Below are 16,806 nucleotides of genomic sequence, written 5' to 3'. Positions count from 1 at the left end.
GCCCCCTCCAGTGTCTTTTAATCGCATCGCCACACGATTGTATGGATTATTATAAACTTTTCACCTTTAAATCGATCCATGAGCTCCGGTCTTCTTCGTGATGCTCTGTAATCAACACTCAAAGTATTCCAGCCCCGTCTGCACTGCTGTCCTCTGGGGCTCCTCCAGCAGCTCATAGCCCAGCAGGTCCCTCATGTCGATGACGTGCAGCATGCCCATGCGCTCGAACACGAACAGGCTGCCCTTGCACCCGATGCCCCTTCCCGATAGGGTGGTGTAGGGCTCGATGCGGAGGGGAAGCGGCTCTGAGCGCAACTGCTCATCGAAGTACTGCAACCGCAGGGGCTGCCCAATTGGTCTAAAGGTGGCAACTGCCCTCTCCCACACCTCCATGTTCACCCTCTTCGTGAGCCCTCTCATCTTGCTCGTTGTGCTCACTCTGTCCGACACCACACGGCTCAGCCTGTGCTCGATTGCACGGGCTATCTGCCCGTTCTCACAGCGCGCTATCTCCACCCCGATGTCCGCACCCTGTTCCATCAGCCTCGTCTTGAGCCTCTCAGTCCTGCTCACCCCCACCTTGAGAAGGTCTGGGGAAAACAGGGCGAGATATATGGAGTGGGGGGTGGTGCAGTCCATCTCTGCCTTCTGACACACTCCCCTGCACACAGCACAGGGGTCAAAGGGGCGGCACCGCTCACAGTACGGTGCCTGCCGAGAGGTACACGGCACATACTCGCCCCGCTCGAAACTTCCAGCGCACCCCCTCGCCCCAAGGTGCAGTTCGAACTCACCCTTAAGGCGCACTCTTTCTGGGGGCACCACGAGGGCGCACTGCACGGGGTCCACCCTTGCCACCCTTCCAAGTGCCCTGCTCATCCCACTCTACTGCAACACATACACACTTATACATTGTGGGATACATTGGGTTGAAGCTGACGACGACAGCTTTGTGGTGCAGAGCCATGAGTGAGCGGCTCACCCTGTACGGCGTATGGGGTAAAGCAGCTCATTCCTTGAGAAGAGTACTCACCCACACGCTCACGAGGCTCGTGCTGGACGACCAAAGATGAGGGAACCCCTAAATTTAAATACATGAGATAATGATGATAATTTCATGTATAGTCTGGGCATCGACACGGGGGGTACCAACACCGACTCAGTTCTCGTAGACCCCCTCACCAAGCAGCTCGTGGGGTATGGAAAGGCTCCAACCACCCACTACAACCTTGCGGTGGGGATAGAGAACTCGATATCAGATTTGCTCTCCTCTACCGAGCTCAAAAAGCCAATAGGCATGGTCAGCCTTTCCACCACTCTCGCCACCAACTCGATAGTGGAGGCAAAGGCGAGGGAGGTGTGCCTCATACTGATAGGCCATCCCCCAAGGAAGGAATGGGATGAGCTGCCCGCAAAGTTCGTGAGGGTGATAGGCGGTAAGTTCGACGAACTCGGAAGGGAGGAGGAGCCCCTCGACATCGATGCCCTCGACCCAATCCTCGAGGAGGTGGATGCCCATGTGGAGGGGTATGCCGCCTCTGGCTACTTTGGGGTGAGAAACCCGTCCCATGAGCAAAGAGTGAAGGAGTATATACAGAGCAGGACGGGAAAGCCCGTGGTGTGCGGGCATGAGTTCACAGCCCAGCTTGGGCTGTACGAGAGGTCGGTCACCGCAGCCCTCAATGCCGGGCTGATTCCTGTGATTAATGAGCTGCTGGACTCGGTCAAGCAGAGCCTTGCCAGATTTGGCATCAGCGCCCCCCTGTACGTGGTAAAGGGCGACGGAGCCATCGTGAGCGAGGCGGTGGCGAGGGAGCACCCCATAGAGACCGTGTACTCTGGACCCGCAGCCAGTGCGGTGGGGGGTTTCCACCTCACTGGCAGGAGGGACGCCCTTGTGATGGATATCGGGGGAACGACCACGGACGTGGTGGAGCTGGTGGATGGCATGCCCAAGGTGATACCCGATGGAGCCATCGTCGGAGGGCTCAAGACGAGGGTGAGGGCAATAGACGCCATCACGTTTGGCTTTGGGGGGGACAGCTTGATAGAGGTGGGCGACACAATCAAGGTGGGGCCAGAGAGGGCGGTGCCCCTCAAGGAGTTCGAGCTCGCAGAACTCATCAGACGCACGGGAGCCGTGAGCTTCTATGTCAGGCGCTCTGCAGAGGGCAACGAGGTGCTGACCAACGATGTGGTGGGGTGCACGTACTCTCGGGATGAGCTCTCTCAGATGCTGAGAAGGAGGCGGATAGAGCGTGTGGCGCTCACGCCCTCGGACATCCTGTGCCACAGGGGCCTGCTCGATGGCAATGTGGAGAGTGTGAGGGCAGCCCTCGAGGTGATGGCAGAGCGCACGGGCACCGATGTGGAGCAGCTGACAGAGCGCATAGAGGGCGCCATCATGGACGCGCTCTCCCGCAATGTGAGGTACCGTGGGGAGTGGATCGTGGGTATTGGCGCGCCTGCCCCCCAGTTCGTTCCTGCACTCGCCACAACGCTTAACAAGCACCACGTCGTGCCAGAGCACTGTGAGGTGGCAAACGCCTTCGGGGCTGCGGTGTGCAGCATCATGGAGAGTGTGGACATCGTGGTATCGAGGCTATGGGAGATGGAGCAGGAGGAAGAGCAGTACATCGTACACACACCCACGGAAACACTGGTGTACGAGAAGCTGCTGGACGCGATACATGCTGCGGTCGATATCGCAAAGCAGCTCGCCATCGAGAGAGCCATCAGGGCGGGCGCGGCAAGCCCGGAGGTAAAGACAGAGCGCAGAGACCATGTGGTAATGATAGACAACACGAGGTTCTTCTTGAGAAGTGTGATTACCGCCAAGGCAACGGGCAAGGCAGCCCCCCTTGCAGTGGAGAAATTAAGAGACCCTAAAAACGTATAAATAATGAAGGGGATGAACAGTGTGTGAAAGGGTGCAGGGTGTGGACAAATGCTCGTATGTCAGCTTGGCGGATTTCTGGGTAGCGGAAAGACGACCCTTCTGATACAGGTAGCCAGAAGGTTTGTGGAGGAGCACGACAAGAAGGTGGCCATCATCGAGAACGAGATCGGTGAGGTTGGGGTAGATGCCGCCGTCACCAACGAGTTCGGGCTGGAGACACGGGAGCTGTTTGGAGGATGCATATGCTGCTCCCTCTCCACTGGGCTCATGAACACGGTGTCTGCCCTTGCCACCAACTACCAGCCCGACGTGATCATAATAGAGCCCACGGGAGTCGCGTTTCCATCGAGAATCGCGCACATTCTGAACAACCTGAGAATCGATGCCCAGTTCACACCCATCACGGTGCTCGTGGATGCCAGCAGGTTCATGGAGCACTTTCGGGACATGGGGCAGTTCACCACCCGCCAGCTCGAGGACGCCGACATCGTGGCGATAAACAAAATAGACCTGCTCTCCTCAGCCTACGAGATAGACGTGATAAAGGATGCTGTGCGGCAGATAAAGAAGACTGCGCTCACCATCCCCATCTCTGCAAAGACTGGTGAGGGCGTGGACGAGCTCATGCGACTCATCACCACGGGCGTGAGCGGGCTCGATGTGTCTGGCGAGCTGCTCGATGAGGACTCGAGGGAGCTCTCTGGAATGGGCGTGTATGAGCTCAGGATGAGAATATCGGCTCCAAGAGAGCTTTTCCCATCCCAGTGGAGGGACAAGGTTGCCCAGATCATAGAGGATATCGCAATAGCCACCACCGATGCAGGGGCAAAGTACATCGGGCACATCAAGGGGGCATTCAAGACCAATGCTGGCATCGTGAGGGGGAGCATCGTCAAGGTGGACTCCGATGTGGACGTGATGTCCACCCTCGAGCAGCCCATCTCCGAGGGGGAGCTGACCCTGAATGTCATAGTCACAGACCTCGCTAAGCAACAGATAGAGGAGCTCGTATCTGATGTGCTCGAGGACCATCTCGGAGGCATGCACTGTGAGGTGGTCGAGCGCGAGCACAAGCACGAGCACCATCATGAGAGAGGGCATAGAGAGGACATAGATGAGGAATGAGAATGAGGAGGAATGCAGATGTATGGACTGGCATTGGATTTGGGAACGAGCGGCTTTAGGGTGCAGGCAATAGACCTCGAAAAGGATGTTGTGCAGGCGACCGCCATCACCGTGAGGCATCCCCTGCCTGGAGCCAACGTGATGGACCACCTCCATTTCTGTCTGGAAAACGGCACAGACCTCGCACAAGAGCTCATGGTGGAGACCGTCAACAAACTGTTCGATGCGCTCAACATCGACCTCTCCAAGGTCGTGAGGCTTGCGATATGCGGCAACCCCATCCAGCTCTCCATCTTCCAGAACATCGAGGTCAGGGACCTCGCCTTTGCTGGGGAACGGGCAAAGGAGCTCAGGGGCATCGTGCCCCCCAACAGGGATGCCAAGATCATCAAGGCATCAGATATCAAGGGGCTAAAGCTCAACCCGGACGTTGACGTGTGCGTGCCGCCTGCGGTGAAGCACGAGATTGGCGCCGATGCCCTCGCCATGATGGTGAAGTCCAAGATGCTGGAGAGGGACGAGATTGCACTCGTGACAGACTATGGCACCAATGCCGAGATGGCCCTCAAGGTGGGTGACAGGATATACACTGGCTCGGCTGCTGCGGGTCCTGCCATAGAGGGGCAGTTCATAAAGTTCGGGATGCTGGCTTCCCCAGGCGCCATCAGCGATGTGGAGGAGGAAGATGGAGACTGGAGGTGCTATGTGCTCGATGAGGAGATGAACCCCAAGGAAGGGGACCTCGTTGACCCCACCACTGGAGACGCCTGGGAAGAGGGCGAGATGCACGAGAAGGCAAAGGGCATCACGGGTACTGGCGTGGTGGCTGCCACCGCCGTGGCCCTCGGAAAGGAGAACCTTCCTGCCACCAGCCCGACGGGCAGTGCGATACCCATACAGGGCTCCAAGGGGCTGTATGTGCCCCCCAAGATAAAAACCGATGACGGCTACATCCACCTTCAGGATGGCATCTATCTCACCGAGAAGGACCTTCAGGAGGCTGGAAAGGCGTTTGGAGCGATGAGGGCTGGACACTTCACGCTGCTCGAGCATGCTGGCATCAAGTTTGAGGACCTCGATGCGATGTACATGTGTGGCGCCAGCGGCACGTATGTGGACGCCAAGAAGGCACAGGCAGTGGGCATGGTGCCCGCCACCCCCAAGAAGATATACCAGATAGGCAACACCTCGCTCGCAATGGCTGGTGACATCGTGAGGAACCCCGCCCTGTTGGACGAGCTGCAGGAGCTTGCAAACCAGATGCGGGCAGAGCACATCATGTTCGCCACCGACAAGGTGTTCGAGACGATATACATGCAGGAGCTGGCATACTGGACGGAGGGCATGCCCATGCAGATGTACAACCAGATGATACAGAGAGCGGGCATCCAGCCGCTTCCATCCCGCATCGAGAACTCCGAGGTGCACAGAATAGTGGTCAGGGATATCCCGGATCTGGGCGTGCAGGGGCTGAGCGTGATTCGGGACATCGGTGTCATCCTCGAGGGCGAGTTCGAGGGGTGCATCAAGTGCAGAAAGTGCGAGAAGGAGTGTCCAGAGGATGCCCTCAGCATCGTGGAGGAGGATGACCGCTTCCTCATCCGCATAAAGTCAGAGCTGTGCAACGGAACGGCATGCAAGCGCTGTGAGCGCATATGCCCAGAGAAGGTGTTCAAGTTCGACGAGCTCAGGATGGTGCACTGAGGGGCAAGGGAGGTGAAGTGCTCAAAAACTGTTAAATAACTTCACCCCTCTTCATGCTTTTTGTATGGTGCCCATTGAAGTGCTCGAACTGATTTCTGGTAGCAGGGTCAGAAAAAAGACGCTGCTGACCCTTTATCACTCTTTCATACCTATGTACGTCAGCCAGATAGCAAAAGAGGTTCCAACATCCCCCAGAAACGTGTCTGCTGCCCTAAAAGAGCTTAAGGGACTTAATCTCGTAGCGCAGGTCCCCCATAGAAGAAACGCCAAGCTGAAGTTCTGGAGGATTACAGAGGAGGGACGGAGAGTGGTCGAGGAGATGGGACTCGTGAAGAACATCCCAGTGGTGAGAAGATACGACTACGAGATAGAGAACAGATAGTCATGATAGTCATCTGCTGCCACCGAGAGGGTGGTGGTTCTCCGCACATGCTCTCGATGCCCGCACCACTATGTGCCCCTCTGCCTCGATGGCATATGTATCAGCCCACCAAAGTGAGCGGAGAGTGAGGCTGTGGAAGCTTGAGCCCTAAGGGCACCCCTCAGGGAAACGGCTGTTCGGTGAAGGGTTGAGAAGAGGCACAACCCTCCTATTGCACCAGCATGGCGACCAGCATGCCCCTCTGCACTCCAAGGCTCTTTGCCACCACATCGCACTTTGCCATCATGAAGTAGCCCACCGGGACACGGAGTGTGTGCTCTGAGAGCGACTCGTAGTTCGCCATGCCCTTGGCAATCACGAGCGAGGCATTATCGAGTGCCCGCACCAGCTCTGGAGGTGCCTCCTCGAGGCACACCCCTATGGCATTGGAGCCAGTGGTGAGCACACTGTCCACGTGGGCATCCAGCCCGAGGGCATGGACGTCCTCGAGGGTGGCGTCCGTGATTATGGGGGCACCCTTCACCACCAGCGTGATGCGTGCTCCCATGCTTTTAAGCTCGCGCAGCACAAGAGCATCCAGCACCACTTCGCCACAGTTGTCGGTGAGGTACACCACATCCTCGAGGAGGGGCACCATCTCTGCCGTGTGGTCCACATCAAAACCCCTGCGGCACCTCTCCAACAGCTCCCTCTCAAACCGCTCGTGGGGAACCTCGAACCCAGCCACACCGAAGTCAAATGCATTTCCTATTGTCGCCAGAAGCAGCGCCCTTCTCAGCCGCTCCTCTGGGGATGGAGCTTGCTCTATCAGCCGCTCTGCAGTGGGTAGTGCCCGAAGGGCGGTGGCGTTGCACATCCTCTTTATCTCGGCGTAGGGATCATCGCAGCCCAGCGCATCGTATGCCGCCCTGTGCACCATCGTGGCAACAGAGGCAGAGCACCTCGTGTGGGAAAGAGCCTCGCACATCGCCCTGAGCGCTGCCTCGCACGCACTGAACACCACCTCATCATCGGTGCTCGCCAGCATCGCCTCATATCTCACCCTTGAGATGAGGCACTCGATGCACTGAGACTCCATCCTCATGCCGATGCCTCTCTGAGCCTTGTGAGCACGAAGTTCCTGTCCAGTGAGAACAGAAACCACCCCGCCCTTGGGCCAGAGCGTCTTCCAAGAAACGCCATGTATATCGCCTGAAACACCTTCGATGCCTTGATGCCCACTCTCTCCGCTACGGCATACACCTCGGCATGAATCTCCTCTGCGCTCATGGGTCCTTTCATGCTCTCTGCCAGCAGCGCCAGCGCCCTCTTCTGCTCCTCAGAGAGCGAGTGGGCTGCCTCTGGGAGGGTGGGGGCGAGTGTGAACCTGAACTCCTCTGGGGCATATCTTTGCACCCACACCCTCGCGTTGTGGGCAAGGGCGAGCACCTCGTGCTCGTCTTCCACGGCATAGCCGCTCCTTTTCAGCACGTCGAGCACCTGCCGCTCGCTCTGGGCGGTCTGCACCACGGTGACCATGTGGCGAAACGGGATGGACACGCTCATGCCGTGCCTCGTACGGGAGAGCTGGTACACCCTCGAGTTCGTGTCCAGTGCCTCGAACTCGTCTATGAGCTGCAGCAGCGACCTCGATGGGTCGAACTCTATGTGCTTTTCGGGGCGTATGCGGGCAATGAGGTAGCGCAGCACCTCGGGGGGCACCACGTCGAGCATGTCCTCTATCGTCACCGCCACGCCCTTCGACGAAGACATGGGCGTGCCCCGAAGCTGTATCCACTCGTACACCACTGGATATGGGGGCTCGTAGCCGTATATCTCACGAGAGATGCGCACTCCTGTATCATAGGAGCCTCCCGCTGCTGCATGGTCCTTGCCGAAGGGCTCGCACGTGATTTTGAAGATGCTCCACCTTGCAGCCCAGTCCACCCTCCACGTGAGCTTCCCACCTCCTCTGATGTCCACCTCTCCCTGCTCGCCACACTCGCATGCAAAGAGCACACGCCCCCCCTCATATCCGAGCACCCTCGTGCTGTTCAGCCTGCCACATACCGGGCACAGCACGCTGAACGGACTCCACTCGGATGAGAGCCTTCGTGCGGAGACCTCCTCGAGGATGTGGGCAATTTCGTCCCTCCTCTGGAGCGCCCTGATGATGGCATCGTCGTACACGCCCCTCTCATATAGCTCGTGAGCCCTCAGCACCTCTGGATGCACATCGAGCCTGTCCAGTGAGCTCAGGAAGGGCTCGAGAAAGTGCTCTGCATAGCTTGTGTGCCCCCCACAGGGGCAGGGGATGCGGGAGAGGGGCTTTCCAATGTGCTCATCGTATGACTCGTCGAGAAAGGGATACCTTCTTCGCAATGGGTCAAACGTGTCTGCGATGTATATCAGCCTCGCCTTTGTGCCAGCATCCACGAGGGCTCTGTACACGAGGTCTGCGGTGAGCACCTCCCTCATGTTGCCTATGTGTATGGGACCAGATGGGGTGATGCCGCACGCCACCACGTGCTCATCGCTCCTCTTTGCGAGCTCTCCCGCCACCACATCAGCCCAGTGCACCTTCTCGTTCAAACTTTCCACCCCTTGGGCTGGGGCGTATAGGTGGCTTGCTGGATATATAGCTTTTGAGAATGGGAAGAAGGCTTATGTAGGTAGTAGTACGTTGGTTGTCTATGAAGAGACATTCTATGAGAGGAGTGATCATCGTATGTGCCCTGCTGGTGACAGCCCTCGTGATGGGATGCGTGGGCCAGCAGGACACTGAAGTGCCTGTACAGCCTTCATCCGAGGCGTCAAAGCCAGAGAGCCCAGAGAGCGTGCCCATCCCAACACCCGCCATCGAGGAGGTGGGCATGGCAGAGGGGAGGAGTGGGGAGCTTGCGATATGGATGCCCTACTCCACCCACTACGTGCGCTCTGGTGGGACTGGAGTGTTCACGATGGGTGTGCGCAACAACGCCAAGCAGCAGAGAACGATAGAGTTCGTGCCCGTGATGTATGAGCAGGGCGGATATCAGAGTTCTGTTGAGCCTGCATGGGTGAGCGTGTCCCCATCGAAGCTCACGCTCGATGCTGGGGAGAGCGCTGTGCTGACCATAACGGTAAGCCCGCCTGAGGGCACGCCCACTGGGTACTATCAGGGCATGCTCGCCCTCAGAAGCAGCGCGTTTCCAGAGCAGCTCAGGTACTATTCCATATACGTGTACGAGCCCCTCACAGAGCCCATCACAAAGCAGTTCGAGGTTGCTGAGGGCACGGAGACGGAGGCCATACTCGCTGTGGTGAGCTGGAACGAGTTCGAGGGCGTGAACAGCAAGGTGGAGGTCAGGCTGGTCTCCCCAGAGGGAGCGACCCACACGGGAACAGAGAGAAGCGAGATTTCGGGCTGGATAGAGGGTGCCCGAATGACAGAGAGCACCTCCATCTCCCATACCACCCGCATCTACGTGAAGAGTCCCATGGCAGGCACGTGGACGCTCGAGATGATGCCCGAGGTGGCAGCTGGCATCAGCTTCAGGGTGATACTCAACCCCACCCCAGAGACCCTCAGTAACTATGGAGTGGAGGGGTAACCTCATCATCCTGCCCCTCCCCTTTTGCCTCTGGGCGTTTGCCGTGCCACTTTTCCGCTGACCGCGACCCACAGGTGCGCAGTTTGGATTATTCGCAAGCCTTAAATAGAATGGGCTTTTATGGTGATATTGTGCAGTTTGCAAAAAACTGTGCAATATAGAGATGGAGGGATGCTTGTGAGTGAGAAGATAGCACTGATAGCGTGCGAACCGCCATACAACAAGAACAGGACGTTTACTGCGGCGAGAGTGGCTCTGGCTGCCCAGATGGAGGAGGACATCGACGCCACCCTCGTGCTCATGGAAGATGGAGTGTATGCAGGGATGAAGGACCAGAAGAGCGAGCAGTTCTTGACCACGGGTAGCATCATCAGGGACTTCATGGACCTTGGAGGCAAGGTGCTGGTATGTGGCATGTGCATAAAGGAGAGGGGAATTCCAGAGAGCGAGCTGATAGAAGGGTGCGAGATCATCGACATCCACAGACTGATTGCCACCATTCACGAGTCTGACAAGGTGCTGTACTTCTGAGGTGAGTGCGTGACAAAGAAGGCGCTTGTGATAGGAAAGCACGGGGCACATCATATCGAGGGAGCGTACGCACCATTCATGGTGGCGCTCGCCTCGTGCTCGAGGGGATACGACACCACGGTGTTTCTCATATGGGACGCCGTGGAGCTGGCACAGGAGGAGGTGGCGAAGTCCATTCAGGCACCCAGCTCCCCATCGCTCTATGAGATGATGAGAGATGCCATTGAGATGGGCGCGGAGGTGTACATCTGTGACAGGAGCGCTGCGATGCGCGACATCACCACCCCTGAGGGGCTGGTGGAGGGTGTGCAGTTCAGAGATGCGTTTGAGCTGATAGACCTCGTGGACGAGGCAGATGTGGTGCTCGACTTTTGACCATAGAGGAAAAAGCATGCTGAAACCAACGCCAAGCGTGCTAAGGATTCAGGATATCGATTACGAGTTCATCGAGAGGGTGAGGGAGTTTGGAGACCCCCTCGCCTGCTACCAGTGTGGAACGTGCACAGCGAGCTGTCCGTCTGGAAGGCGTACCGCTCTCAGGGTCAGGGAGCTCGTGAGGCTGGCAGGGATGGGGCTCAAGGACGAGGTACTGAGCGACGAGGACGTGTGGGCGTGCACCACGTGCTACAACTGTTATGAGCGCTGCCCGAGAGATGTAAAGCCCGTAGAGGTGCTCATTGGAATCCGCAACATCGCCGTGGAGCAGGGCTTCATGCTGGAGGGGCACGTGAGGACGTGCAAGAGCCTGATGAAGTACGGGCATGCAGTCTCCATCGACGAGAAGGTGATGAAGATGAGGGAGGAGCTTGGGCTTCCACCACTTCCGCCCACGATATACGCCCATGAGGACGAGCTTGCGAAGGTGAGAGATGTGCTGTTCTCCAAGTTCGTGCCGAAGAAGGTGGAAGAGTGAGCGACTTTGCGTTCTTTCTGGGATGTATAATGCCCAACAGATATCCGGGCATCGAGGCTGCAACGAGGTTCGTGATGGACAGGCTGGGATACACGCTGCACGACATGGAGGGTGCCTCGTGCTGTCCTGCGCCGGGCGTGTTCAAGTCCTTCAACAGGGAGACATGGCTCGCAACGGCTGCGCGCAACCTCGTGATTGCAGAGGAGATGGGGCACGACATCATGACGGTGTGCAGCGGGTGCTATAGCACGCTGTTCGAGGCAAACCACGAGCTGCAGAGCGACCCAGAGATTAGGGAGAGGGTAAACGCCATACTCGCAGAGCTGGGGCTGGAGTACAGGGGCACCATCAGGGTGAGGCACATCGCCGAGATACTGGGCTACGAGGTCGGACCATGGGGCATAGGCGACCACGTGGTGAGAAAGCTCGACATGAAGATTGCGGTGCACTATGGGTGCCACTTCCTGAAGCCCTTCAAGAAGAAGATGATTGACAGCCCAGAGAACCCATCCATCCTCGAGAATTTCATTCGGGAGCTTGGAGCCACCCCGGTGCCCTACAGGGACGCGATGATGTGCTGTGGTGCTGGTGGTGGTGTGAGGGCTGGCGAGAGCGATGTGGCGCTCGACATGACCAGAGAGAAGCTCATCAATATCAGGGCTGCGGGTGCGGATGCCATACTCGATGTGTGCCCGTTCTGCCATCTGCAGTTTGACAGGGGACAGGCGGAGCTCAAGCAAAGGTATGGGGAGGAGTACAACATACCCGTGGTGCACATCTGCCAGCTTCTGGCATATGCCATGGGAAAGGACGATGTGGGACTGGACGCTCAGGCAGTCAAGGGAGAGCTCAGGGCAAAGAAGGGGGTGATGGCGTGAGCAGAGATGAGCCCAGAATAGGGTTTTTCATATGTCACTGTGGCGAGAACATCGCTGGTAAGGTGGACGTCAAGGAGGTGGCAGAGTATGCCTCCCAGCTGCCGGGGGTGGTGTACTCCACGGACAACATGTTCATGTGCTCCACAGAGGGCACCAACCTGATAAAGGAAAAAATAGAGGAGTTCGGGCTCGACCGCACCATTGTGGCATCGTGCTCTGTGCGCCAGCATGGGCCCACCTTCATGAAGGTGCTCTCAGAGATGGGCATCAACCCCTACTTCCACGAGCAGGTGAACATCAGGGAGCAGTGTTCGTGGTGCACCGATGACCCAGAGGAGGCAACCGAGAAGGCAAAGGCGCTCGTGAGGGGGGCAGTGATGCGCTCGCGCCTCGCAGAGCCAGTGGAGAGAAAGAGAATCGATGTGGTGCCAGCAGCGCTCGTGATAGGCGGTGGCGTGGCAGGGATGACCGCTGCGAGGGACATCGCAGACAGGGGCATCAAGACGTACGTGGTGGAGAGGGAGCCCTCGGTGGGCGGGCACATGACGATGCTCAACAAGACATTCCCAACCGACGAATGTCCCATGTGCTCTGAGGCTCCGCTGCTCAATGCGGTGAGGGACAACCCCAACGTGGAGCTGTACACCCTCGCAGAGGTGGTGGGCGTGAAGGGCACGATGGGCGACTACCATGTGACCATCAGGCAGAAGCCAAGATACGTTGACCCGCTGAAGTGCACGAGCTGTGGCGTGTGTGCAGAGCACTGCCCAGTGGAGGTGGAAAATGAGTGGGACAGGGGCTTTGGCATCCGGAAGGCGATATACAAGCCCTTCCCACAGGCGATTCCCGCCACCTTCCTCATAGACGATGAGCACTGCATAAGGTGCGAGACGTGCTCTTATGTGTGCCCGCCCAAGGCAATCGACCGAAGCCAGACCGAGAGGACAATCGAGGTGGATGTGGGCACCATCGTGGTGGCAACGGGCTATGAGGAGTACGACCCATCCGAGATTGAGCCCTACGGGTATGGGAGGTACGAGAATGTCATCACGCAGCTGCAGCTTGAGCGCATGCTCTCCCCTGTGTCGCTCACCGAGGGACACATCACAAGACCCTCGGACGGCAAGGTGCCCAAGAGCGTGGCAATCATCAACTGCGTGGGGTCGAGAAACGAGCAGGTGGGCAACGCCTACTGCACTGGGGTGTGCTGCATGTTCTCAATCAAGAATGCCAAGATACTAAAGGAGCACATACCAGACGCCAACGTGTATGTATTCTACATAGACATACGCACCCCTGGTCTGAACTACGAGGAGTACTACAAGGGCGCTCAGCGGCAGGGCATACAGTTCATACGGGGAAGGCCGGGCGAGATAACAGAGGACCCAGTGAGCAAGAACCTCATCGTGCGTGCAGAGGACACGCTCAGAGGAAGGCCCATCGAGGTGGAGGCAGACCTCGTGGTGCTCTCCGCCGCCATGGTGCCTCCCAAGGGCGTTGGCAAGGTGGCACACAAGCTGGGGCTGCTTCGGGGTAAGGAGGGTTTCTTCAAGGAGCTACACATCAAAATGGCACCCGTGGACTCCAACAAGGCAGGCATCTTCCTCGCTGGCTCTGCGCAGGGACCCAAGGACATCACCACCAGCGTGGCCCATGCGAGGGGCGCAGCCTCCGCTGCCTCCATACCCCTCGAGAAGGGCTATGTGGAGAAAGACCTGATTACGGCGGTGATTGATCCAGAGCTGTGCACAGAGTGCATGGCGTGCGTTGCCGTGTGTCCCGCGAGCGCCATCGAGGTGGTGGAGCAGGAGGTCGAGGATGATGGACGCATGCAAGTGAGGAAGACGTTGCGCGTGAACGATGCGGCGTGCATCGGCGGTGGGACGTGTGTACCCGCATGTCCCACTGGAGCAATCCAGCTCAGGACGTTCAGGGACGAACAGCTCGAGGCGCAGCTCGAGGGCATACTCTCTCACAGAGAGGTGAGCACATGAGCATCGTGTCCATCACGTGCATGGAGTGCGGATACGGCGCAGCAGACACCGCTGGCGTGATGAGGATGAAGTACGACCCCGAAATCAAAATCGTGCGGGTGCCCTGTGCTGGAAGGGCGAGGGCAGCACACCTTCTCGAGGGGTTCCAGCGGGGAGCAAGGGCAATGGTGGTCGTGGGATGCTGCCTTGGCTCGTGTGCATACTCTGGCGGCAACTTCGTGACACTGCGAAAGGTGAAGCTGGTGAAGAGGTTTCTCGAGGAGATGGGATACGACCCCGACCGTGTGAACCAGTACACTGCGAGGGCAGCAGAGGGCGACACCATCACAGGAGACTTTGAGGACGTGATGAAGAAGGCTGACAAGGGTCCAGACATCGCACCCAACCTCGTGGAGCGTGCTCTGAGGGAGGTCAAAGAGTCGAGAGAGTACTACGGGGTGACTGTGAGATGACTGTGTATCAGCTCCGTCCTGAGGGGTGCGAGAGGTGCGCCATAGAGCTGAAGCTTGAGGGAAAGGACGAGGATGTCGAGGATGTCGCATACATCACTGGCTTCGTCACTGTGGACGATGCGGACACCCTCGTGGAAATCAGGGAGAGACACGACAAGGTGGTGGCATACGGGACGTGCGCCACCCATGGCGGAATATTCGGGCTTGCCAACCAGCGGGGTGCCTATGTGGTGCCCGTGGACAGGGTCATCAGCGTGGACGAGAAGGTGCTGGGATGCCCCCCAAGAGGCCCTATGGACAGTGGAGACATGCTGTGCAGGATGTGCGAGCGGGTGCGCGAGGGCAAGCTGGTGGAGGGTTTCCACAGGCTGAACCACACCACTCCAGAGGACGTGTGCCTCAACGAAGCGGGGTTCGTGTGCTCTGGCACCCTCTCTCTGAACTGTGCTCCCCGTGGCGAGCGGTGCATAGACTTCGGGCTTCCATGCAGAGGGTGCGTGCCCCTGAGCGACGACCAAGGCGCAAGGCTAATTGACGAGGTGGGTTCGCTCGCCCTGAAGGTGGAGGTGGACGTCCGTGCCACCGACTGGGGCACCGACATGCTCGGACACAGACCAGACAACTTGACCCGCTCCTTCCCAGACCTCGTGGGCACGTTCTTCAGGTTCACCCTTGCCTCAGCCCCAGTGAACAGGGGGGTGAGGGAGAGCACTGGAGACCTCTACGCCGACGTGTTCGTGGGAAGGCTCGCAGAGGAGGCGGTGTACATCGCCTCCCGTATATTCGGCGTGAGGGGCGTGTCCGCAGCCCTGAACCTCACAGAAGCGCTGGAGAAGATATTCGGGATAGAGGTGAGCGATGCCACAAGGCAGATACGGGAGGAGCTGCGCTCCCATGGCAGGGCGCTCGCAGATGCCGCAGAGGCGATGGACTCTGAAAAGTATGGGCAGGCAAAGCAGAACATCATCAGGATAGCTGGGGACATCAACCTCTCCAACGTTGCCATAGGGGGCTTTAGACGTCCCATCGAGGGATACGAGGACTTCGATGCCTACAGAGCCCGCTCGTTCGAGTTCAGAGCTGGCGAGAGCGAGATGAAAGACGCCCTCACGAGAATCAGGGTGTCGGTGGACAATGACGGAGTGATAGTGGGGTGGGAAAGTGAAGTTCTCTGACCTTAAAGAACAGGTGATTGACCCGGGATACTGCATAAGGTGCGGGCTTTGTGCCTCGTTCTGCAGGCACATCGAGCTCGTGGATGGCGTGCCCACGATGGTGGGCAAGTGCACGCTCGATAAGGGAGCGGTGGCGTGCAGCCTGTGCTATGACAACTGTCCCCAGACGCTCGTTGTGCGTGGAGATGGGATAGGAAGGGCGCTGGACGTGGTGGCTGCCCGCTCCACAGAGCCGGCGGTGCTCGAGGTGGCACAGGATGGCGGGGCGGTGAGCGAGATGCTGAGGTATCTGTTCGAGTCTGGGAGCATCGAGGCGGCAGTCATCACGGAGCACACGAGGGAGCTTCGCACCAAGGCGAGCGTAATCACGTCGGCAGACGAGGTGCTGAGGGGTGCTGGAGCCAAGTACTCCTCTTCCCACAGCCTCGCGCTCGTGAGCAGCCTCGTAAAGCAGGGCACAGAGCGCATCGCCGTGGTGGGCACGCCCTGTCAGATAAGGGGGCTGTCCAATGCCACGAAAAGGCTGTTTGGCGACAAGCTCGAGCCCATCAAGATAGGGCTGTTCTGCATGGAGAACTTCGACTACGAGAAGCTGCACGCACTGCTCGCCGAAAGGGGAATCACACACATCAGAAAGATGGCCATAAGAGAGGGCACCCTCTTTATCACGAAGATGGATGGCAGTGTGGAGGGCATAGACATCAGGGAGCTGGACGAGGCAGTGCTCGGTGGGTGCAGACACTGTGTGGACTTCACGGCAGAGCACTCTGACATCTCCGCAGGTTCAGTGGGCTCTGAGCAGGGGTACACCACCCTCATCATCAGGACAGAGCGGGGCAGGGAGCTGTTCGAGGCGTGCCTGGGTGCGGGGAGGCTGGAGACTGCATCCGTGGACTCTGGCATCGTGCTAAAGCTCGCCGAACTCAAGCGCAAAAAGAACGAGCCGCTGCCCACCCCACCATCAGAGCGCCTCAGGGTGATGGAAGAGCTAAGGAAGAGCGATGGTGCCACCATCCCCGAGCTCAGCGAGCGCACGGGGCTTTCGCGGAGAGAGGTGTGGCTTCACGTGATGCGGCTGAGGCAGCAGAGGGCAGTGGAGGCTGTGGGCATGCGCGATCGCTATGACGTGTGGAAGCCTGTGCCCAGCACAGCACAATCACAATCAACGTAGGTGAGGTGTT

At 58.4% G+C, this 16,806-nt stretch carries 16 protein-coding genes; 13 read left to right on the top strand and 3 right to left on the bottom strand.

The genetic code is table 11. The annotated features are described in order from the left end of the window. Positions 1-111: 111 nt before the first annotated feature. A complete protein-coding gene (locus BP07_RS03595) occupies positions 112-879 on the bottom strand; it encodes a DUF2797 domain-containing protein (RefSeq protein ID WP_052353216.1) in 768 nt (255 codons plus the stop codon). Positions 880-1,117: 238 nt separating this feature from the next. On the opposite strand from BP07_RS03595, the gene BP07_RS08320 reads away from it, so the two are divergent. From BP07_RS08320 to BP07_RS03575, 4 genes are all read left to right on the top strand, one after another. Further along, on the top strand, positions 1,118-2,899 hold the full coding sequence (locus tag BP07_RS08320) for a hydantoinase/oxoprolinase family protein (protein WP_052353215.1): 1,782 nt from the start codon (positions 1,118-1,120) through the stop codon (positions 2,897-2,899). A 48-nt stretch (positions 2,900-2,947) separates the two neighbouring features. Next, positions 2,948-4,024 (top strand): GTP-binding protein, encoded by a 1,077-nt coding sequence (locus BP07_RS08315; protein ID WP_052353214.1) that lies wholly within the window; start codon positions 2,948-2,950, stop codon positions 4,022-4,024. A gap of 12 nt (positions 4,025-4,036) precedes the next feature. Continuing rightward, positions 4,037-5,728 (top strand): methylamine methyltransferase corrinoid protein reductive activase, encoded by a 1,692-nt coding sequence (locus BP07_RS03580; RefSeq protein WP_084174088.1) that lies wholly within the window; start codon positions 4,037-4,039, stop codon positions 5,726-5,728. Between the two features lie 64 nt (positions 5,729-5,792). Then, positions 5,793-6,110 (top strand): archaellum operon transcriptional activator EarA family protein, encoded by a 318-nt coding sequence (locus tag BP07_RS03575; RefSeq protein WP_042685648.1) that lies wholly within the window; start codon positions 5,793-5,795, stop codon positions 6,108-6,110. A gap of 208 nt (positions 6,111-6,318) precedes the next feature. On the opposite strand, the gene BP07_RS03570 is transcribed toward BP07_RS03575, so the two are convergent. Then, positions 6,319-7,194, bottom strand: coding sequence for a damage-control phosphatase ARMT1 family protein (locus BP07_RS03570; RefSeq protein WP_042685646.1), 876 nt, complete (start codon positions 7,192-7,194; stop codon positions 6,319-6,321). Further along, the gene (gene lysS / locus BP07_RS03565) at positions 7,191-8,690 is read right to left on the bottom strand and encodes a lysine--tRNA ligase (RefSeq protein ID WP_338045894.1); all 1,500 of its coding nucleotides are present in this window, start codon (positions 8,688-8,690) and stop codon (positions 7,191-7,193) included. Before lysS ends, BP07_RS03570 begins: the two co-directional genes overlap by 4 nt. 92 nt (positions 8,691-8,782) lie before the next feature. Between lysS and BP07_RS03560 the strand changes: the two genes are divergently transcribed. The 9 genes from BP07_RS03560 (at position 8,783) to BP07_RS03520 (ending at position 16,796) form a co-directional block, all read left to right on the top strand. Further along, positions 8,783-9,682, top strand: coding sequence for a COG1470 family protein (locus BP07_RS03560; protein WP_157203055.1), 900 nt, complete (start codon positions 8,783-8,785; stop codon positions 9,680-9,682). 177 nt (positions 9,683-9,859) lie between these two features. Then, positions 9,860-10,213 (top strand): DsrE family protein, encoded by a 354-nt coding sequence (locus BP07_RS03555; protein ID WP_169736238.1) that lies wholly within the window; start codon positions 9,860-9,862, stop codon positions 10,211-10,213. Positions 10,214-10,222: 9 nt separating this feature from the next. After that, positions 10,223-10,588 carry a DsrE family protein gene (locus tag BP07_RS03550; protein ID WP_042685627.1) on the top strand — a complete coding sequence of 122 codons (366 nt, stop codon included), beginning with the start codon at positions 10,223-10,225 and terminating at the stop codon, positions 10,586-10,588. 16 nt (positions 10,589-10,604) lie between these two features. Beyond that, positions 10,605-11,126 carry a CoB--CoM heterodisulfide reductase subunit C gene (gene hdrC / locus BP07_RS03545; RefSeq protein WP_052353213.1) on the top strand — a complete coding sequence of 174 codons (522 nt, stop codon included), beginning with the start codon at positions 10,605-10,607 and terminating at the stop codon, positions 11,124-11,126. Next, entirely contained in the window at positions 11,123-12,004 is an 882-nt protein-coding gene (hdrB, locus tag BP07_RS03540; protein WP_084174085.1) for a CoB--CoM heterodisulfide reductase subunit B, read from the top strand. Before hdrC ends, hdrB begins: the two co-directional genes overlap by 4 nt. After that, positions 12,001-13,998: a CoB--CoM heterodisulfide reductase iron-sulfur subunit A family protein gene (locus tag BP07_RS03535; protein ID WP_042685625.1), complete on the top strand. Its 1,998-nt coding sequence runs from the start codon at positions 12,001-12,003 to the stop codon at positions 13,996-13,998. Before hdrB ends, BP07_RS03535 begins: the two co-directional genes overlap by 4 nt. Further along, on the top strand, positions 13,995-14,450 hold the full coding sequence (locus BP07_RS03530; RefSeq protein ID WP_052353212.1) for a hydrogenase iron-sulfur subunit: 456 nt from the start codon (positions 13,995-13,997) through the stop codon (positions 14,448-14,450). The genes BP07_RS03535 and BP07_RS03530 overlap by 4 nt, the downstream gene beginning before the upstream one ends. Continuing rightward, positions 14,447-15,625, top strand: coding sequence for an NADH-quinone oxidoreductase subunit B family protein (locus tag BP07_RS03525; RefSeq protein ID WP_042685621.1), 1,179 nt, complete (start codon positions 14,447-14,449; stop codon positions 15,623-15,625). The genes BP07_RS03530 and BP07_RS03525 overlap by 4 nt, the downstream gene beginning before the upstream one ends. Further along, positions 15,612-16,796: a Coenzyme F420 hydrogenase/dehydrogenase, beta subunit C-terminal domain gene (locus tag BP07_RS03520; RefSeq protein WP_042685620.1), complete on the top strand. Its 1,185-nt coding sequence runs from the start codon at positions 15,612-15,614 to the stop codon at positions 16,794-16,796. The genes BP07_RS03525 and BP07_RS03520 overlap by 14 nt, the downstream gene beginning before the upstream one ends. Positions 16,797-16,806 lie beyond the last annotated feature (10 nt).

Origin of the sequence: Methermicoccus shengliensis DSM 18856 (assembly GCF_000711905.1) — an archaeon.
Classification (GTDB): domain Archaea; phylum Halobacteriota; class Methanosarcinia; order DSM-18856; family Methermicoccaceae; genus Methermicoccus; species Methermicoccus shengliensis.
Note: the sequence above shows the minus strand (reverse complement) of the source record. Positions and strands in the feature narration are given on the sequence as shown.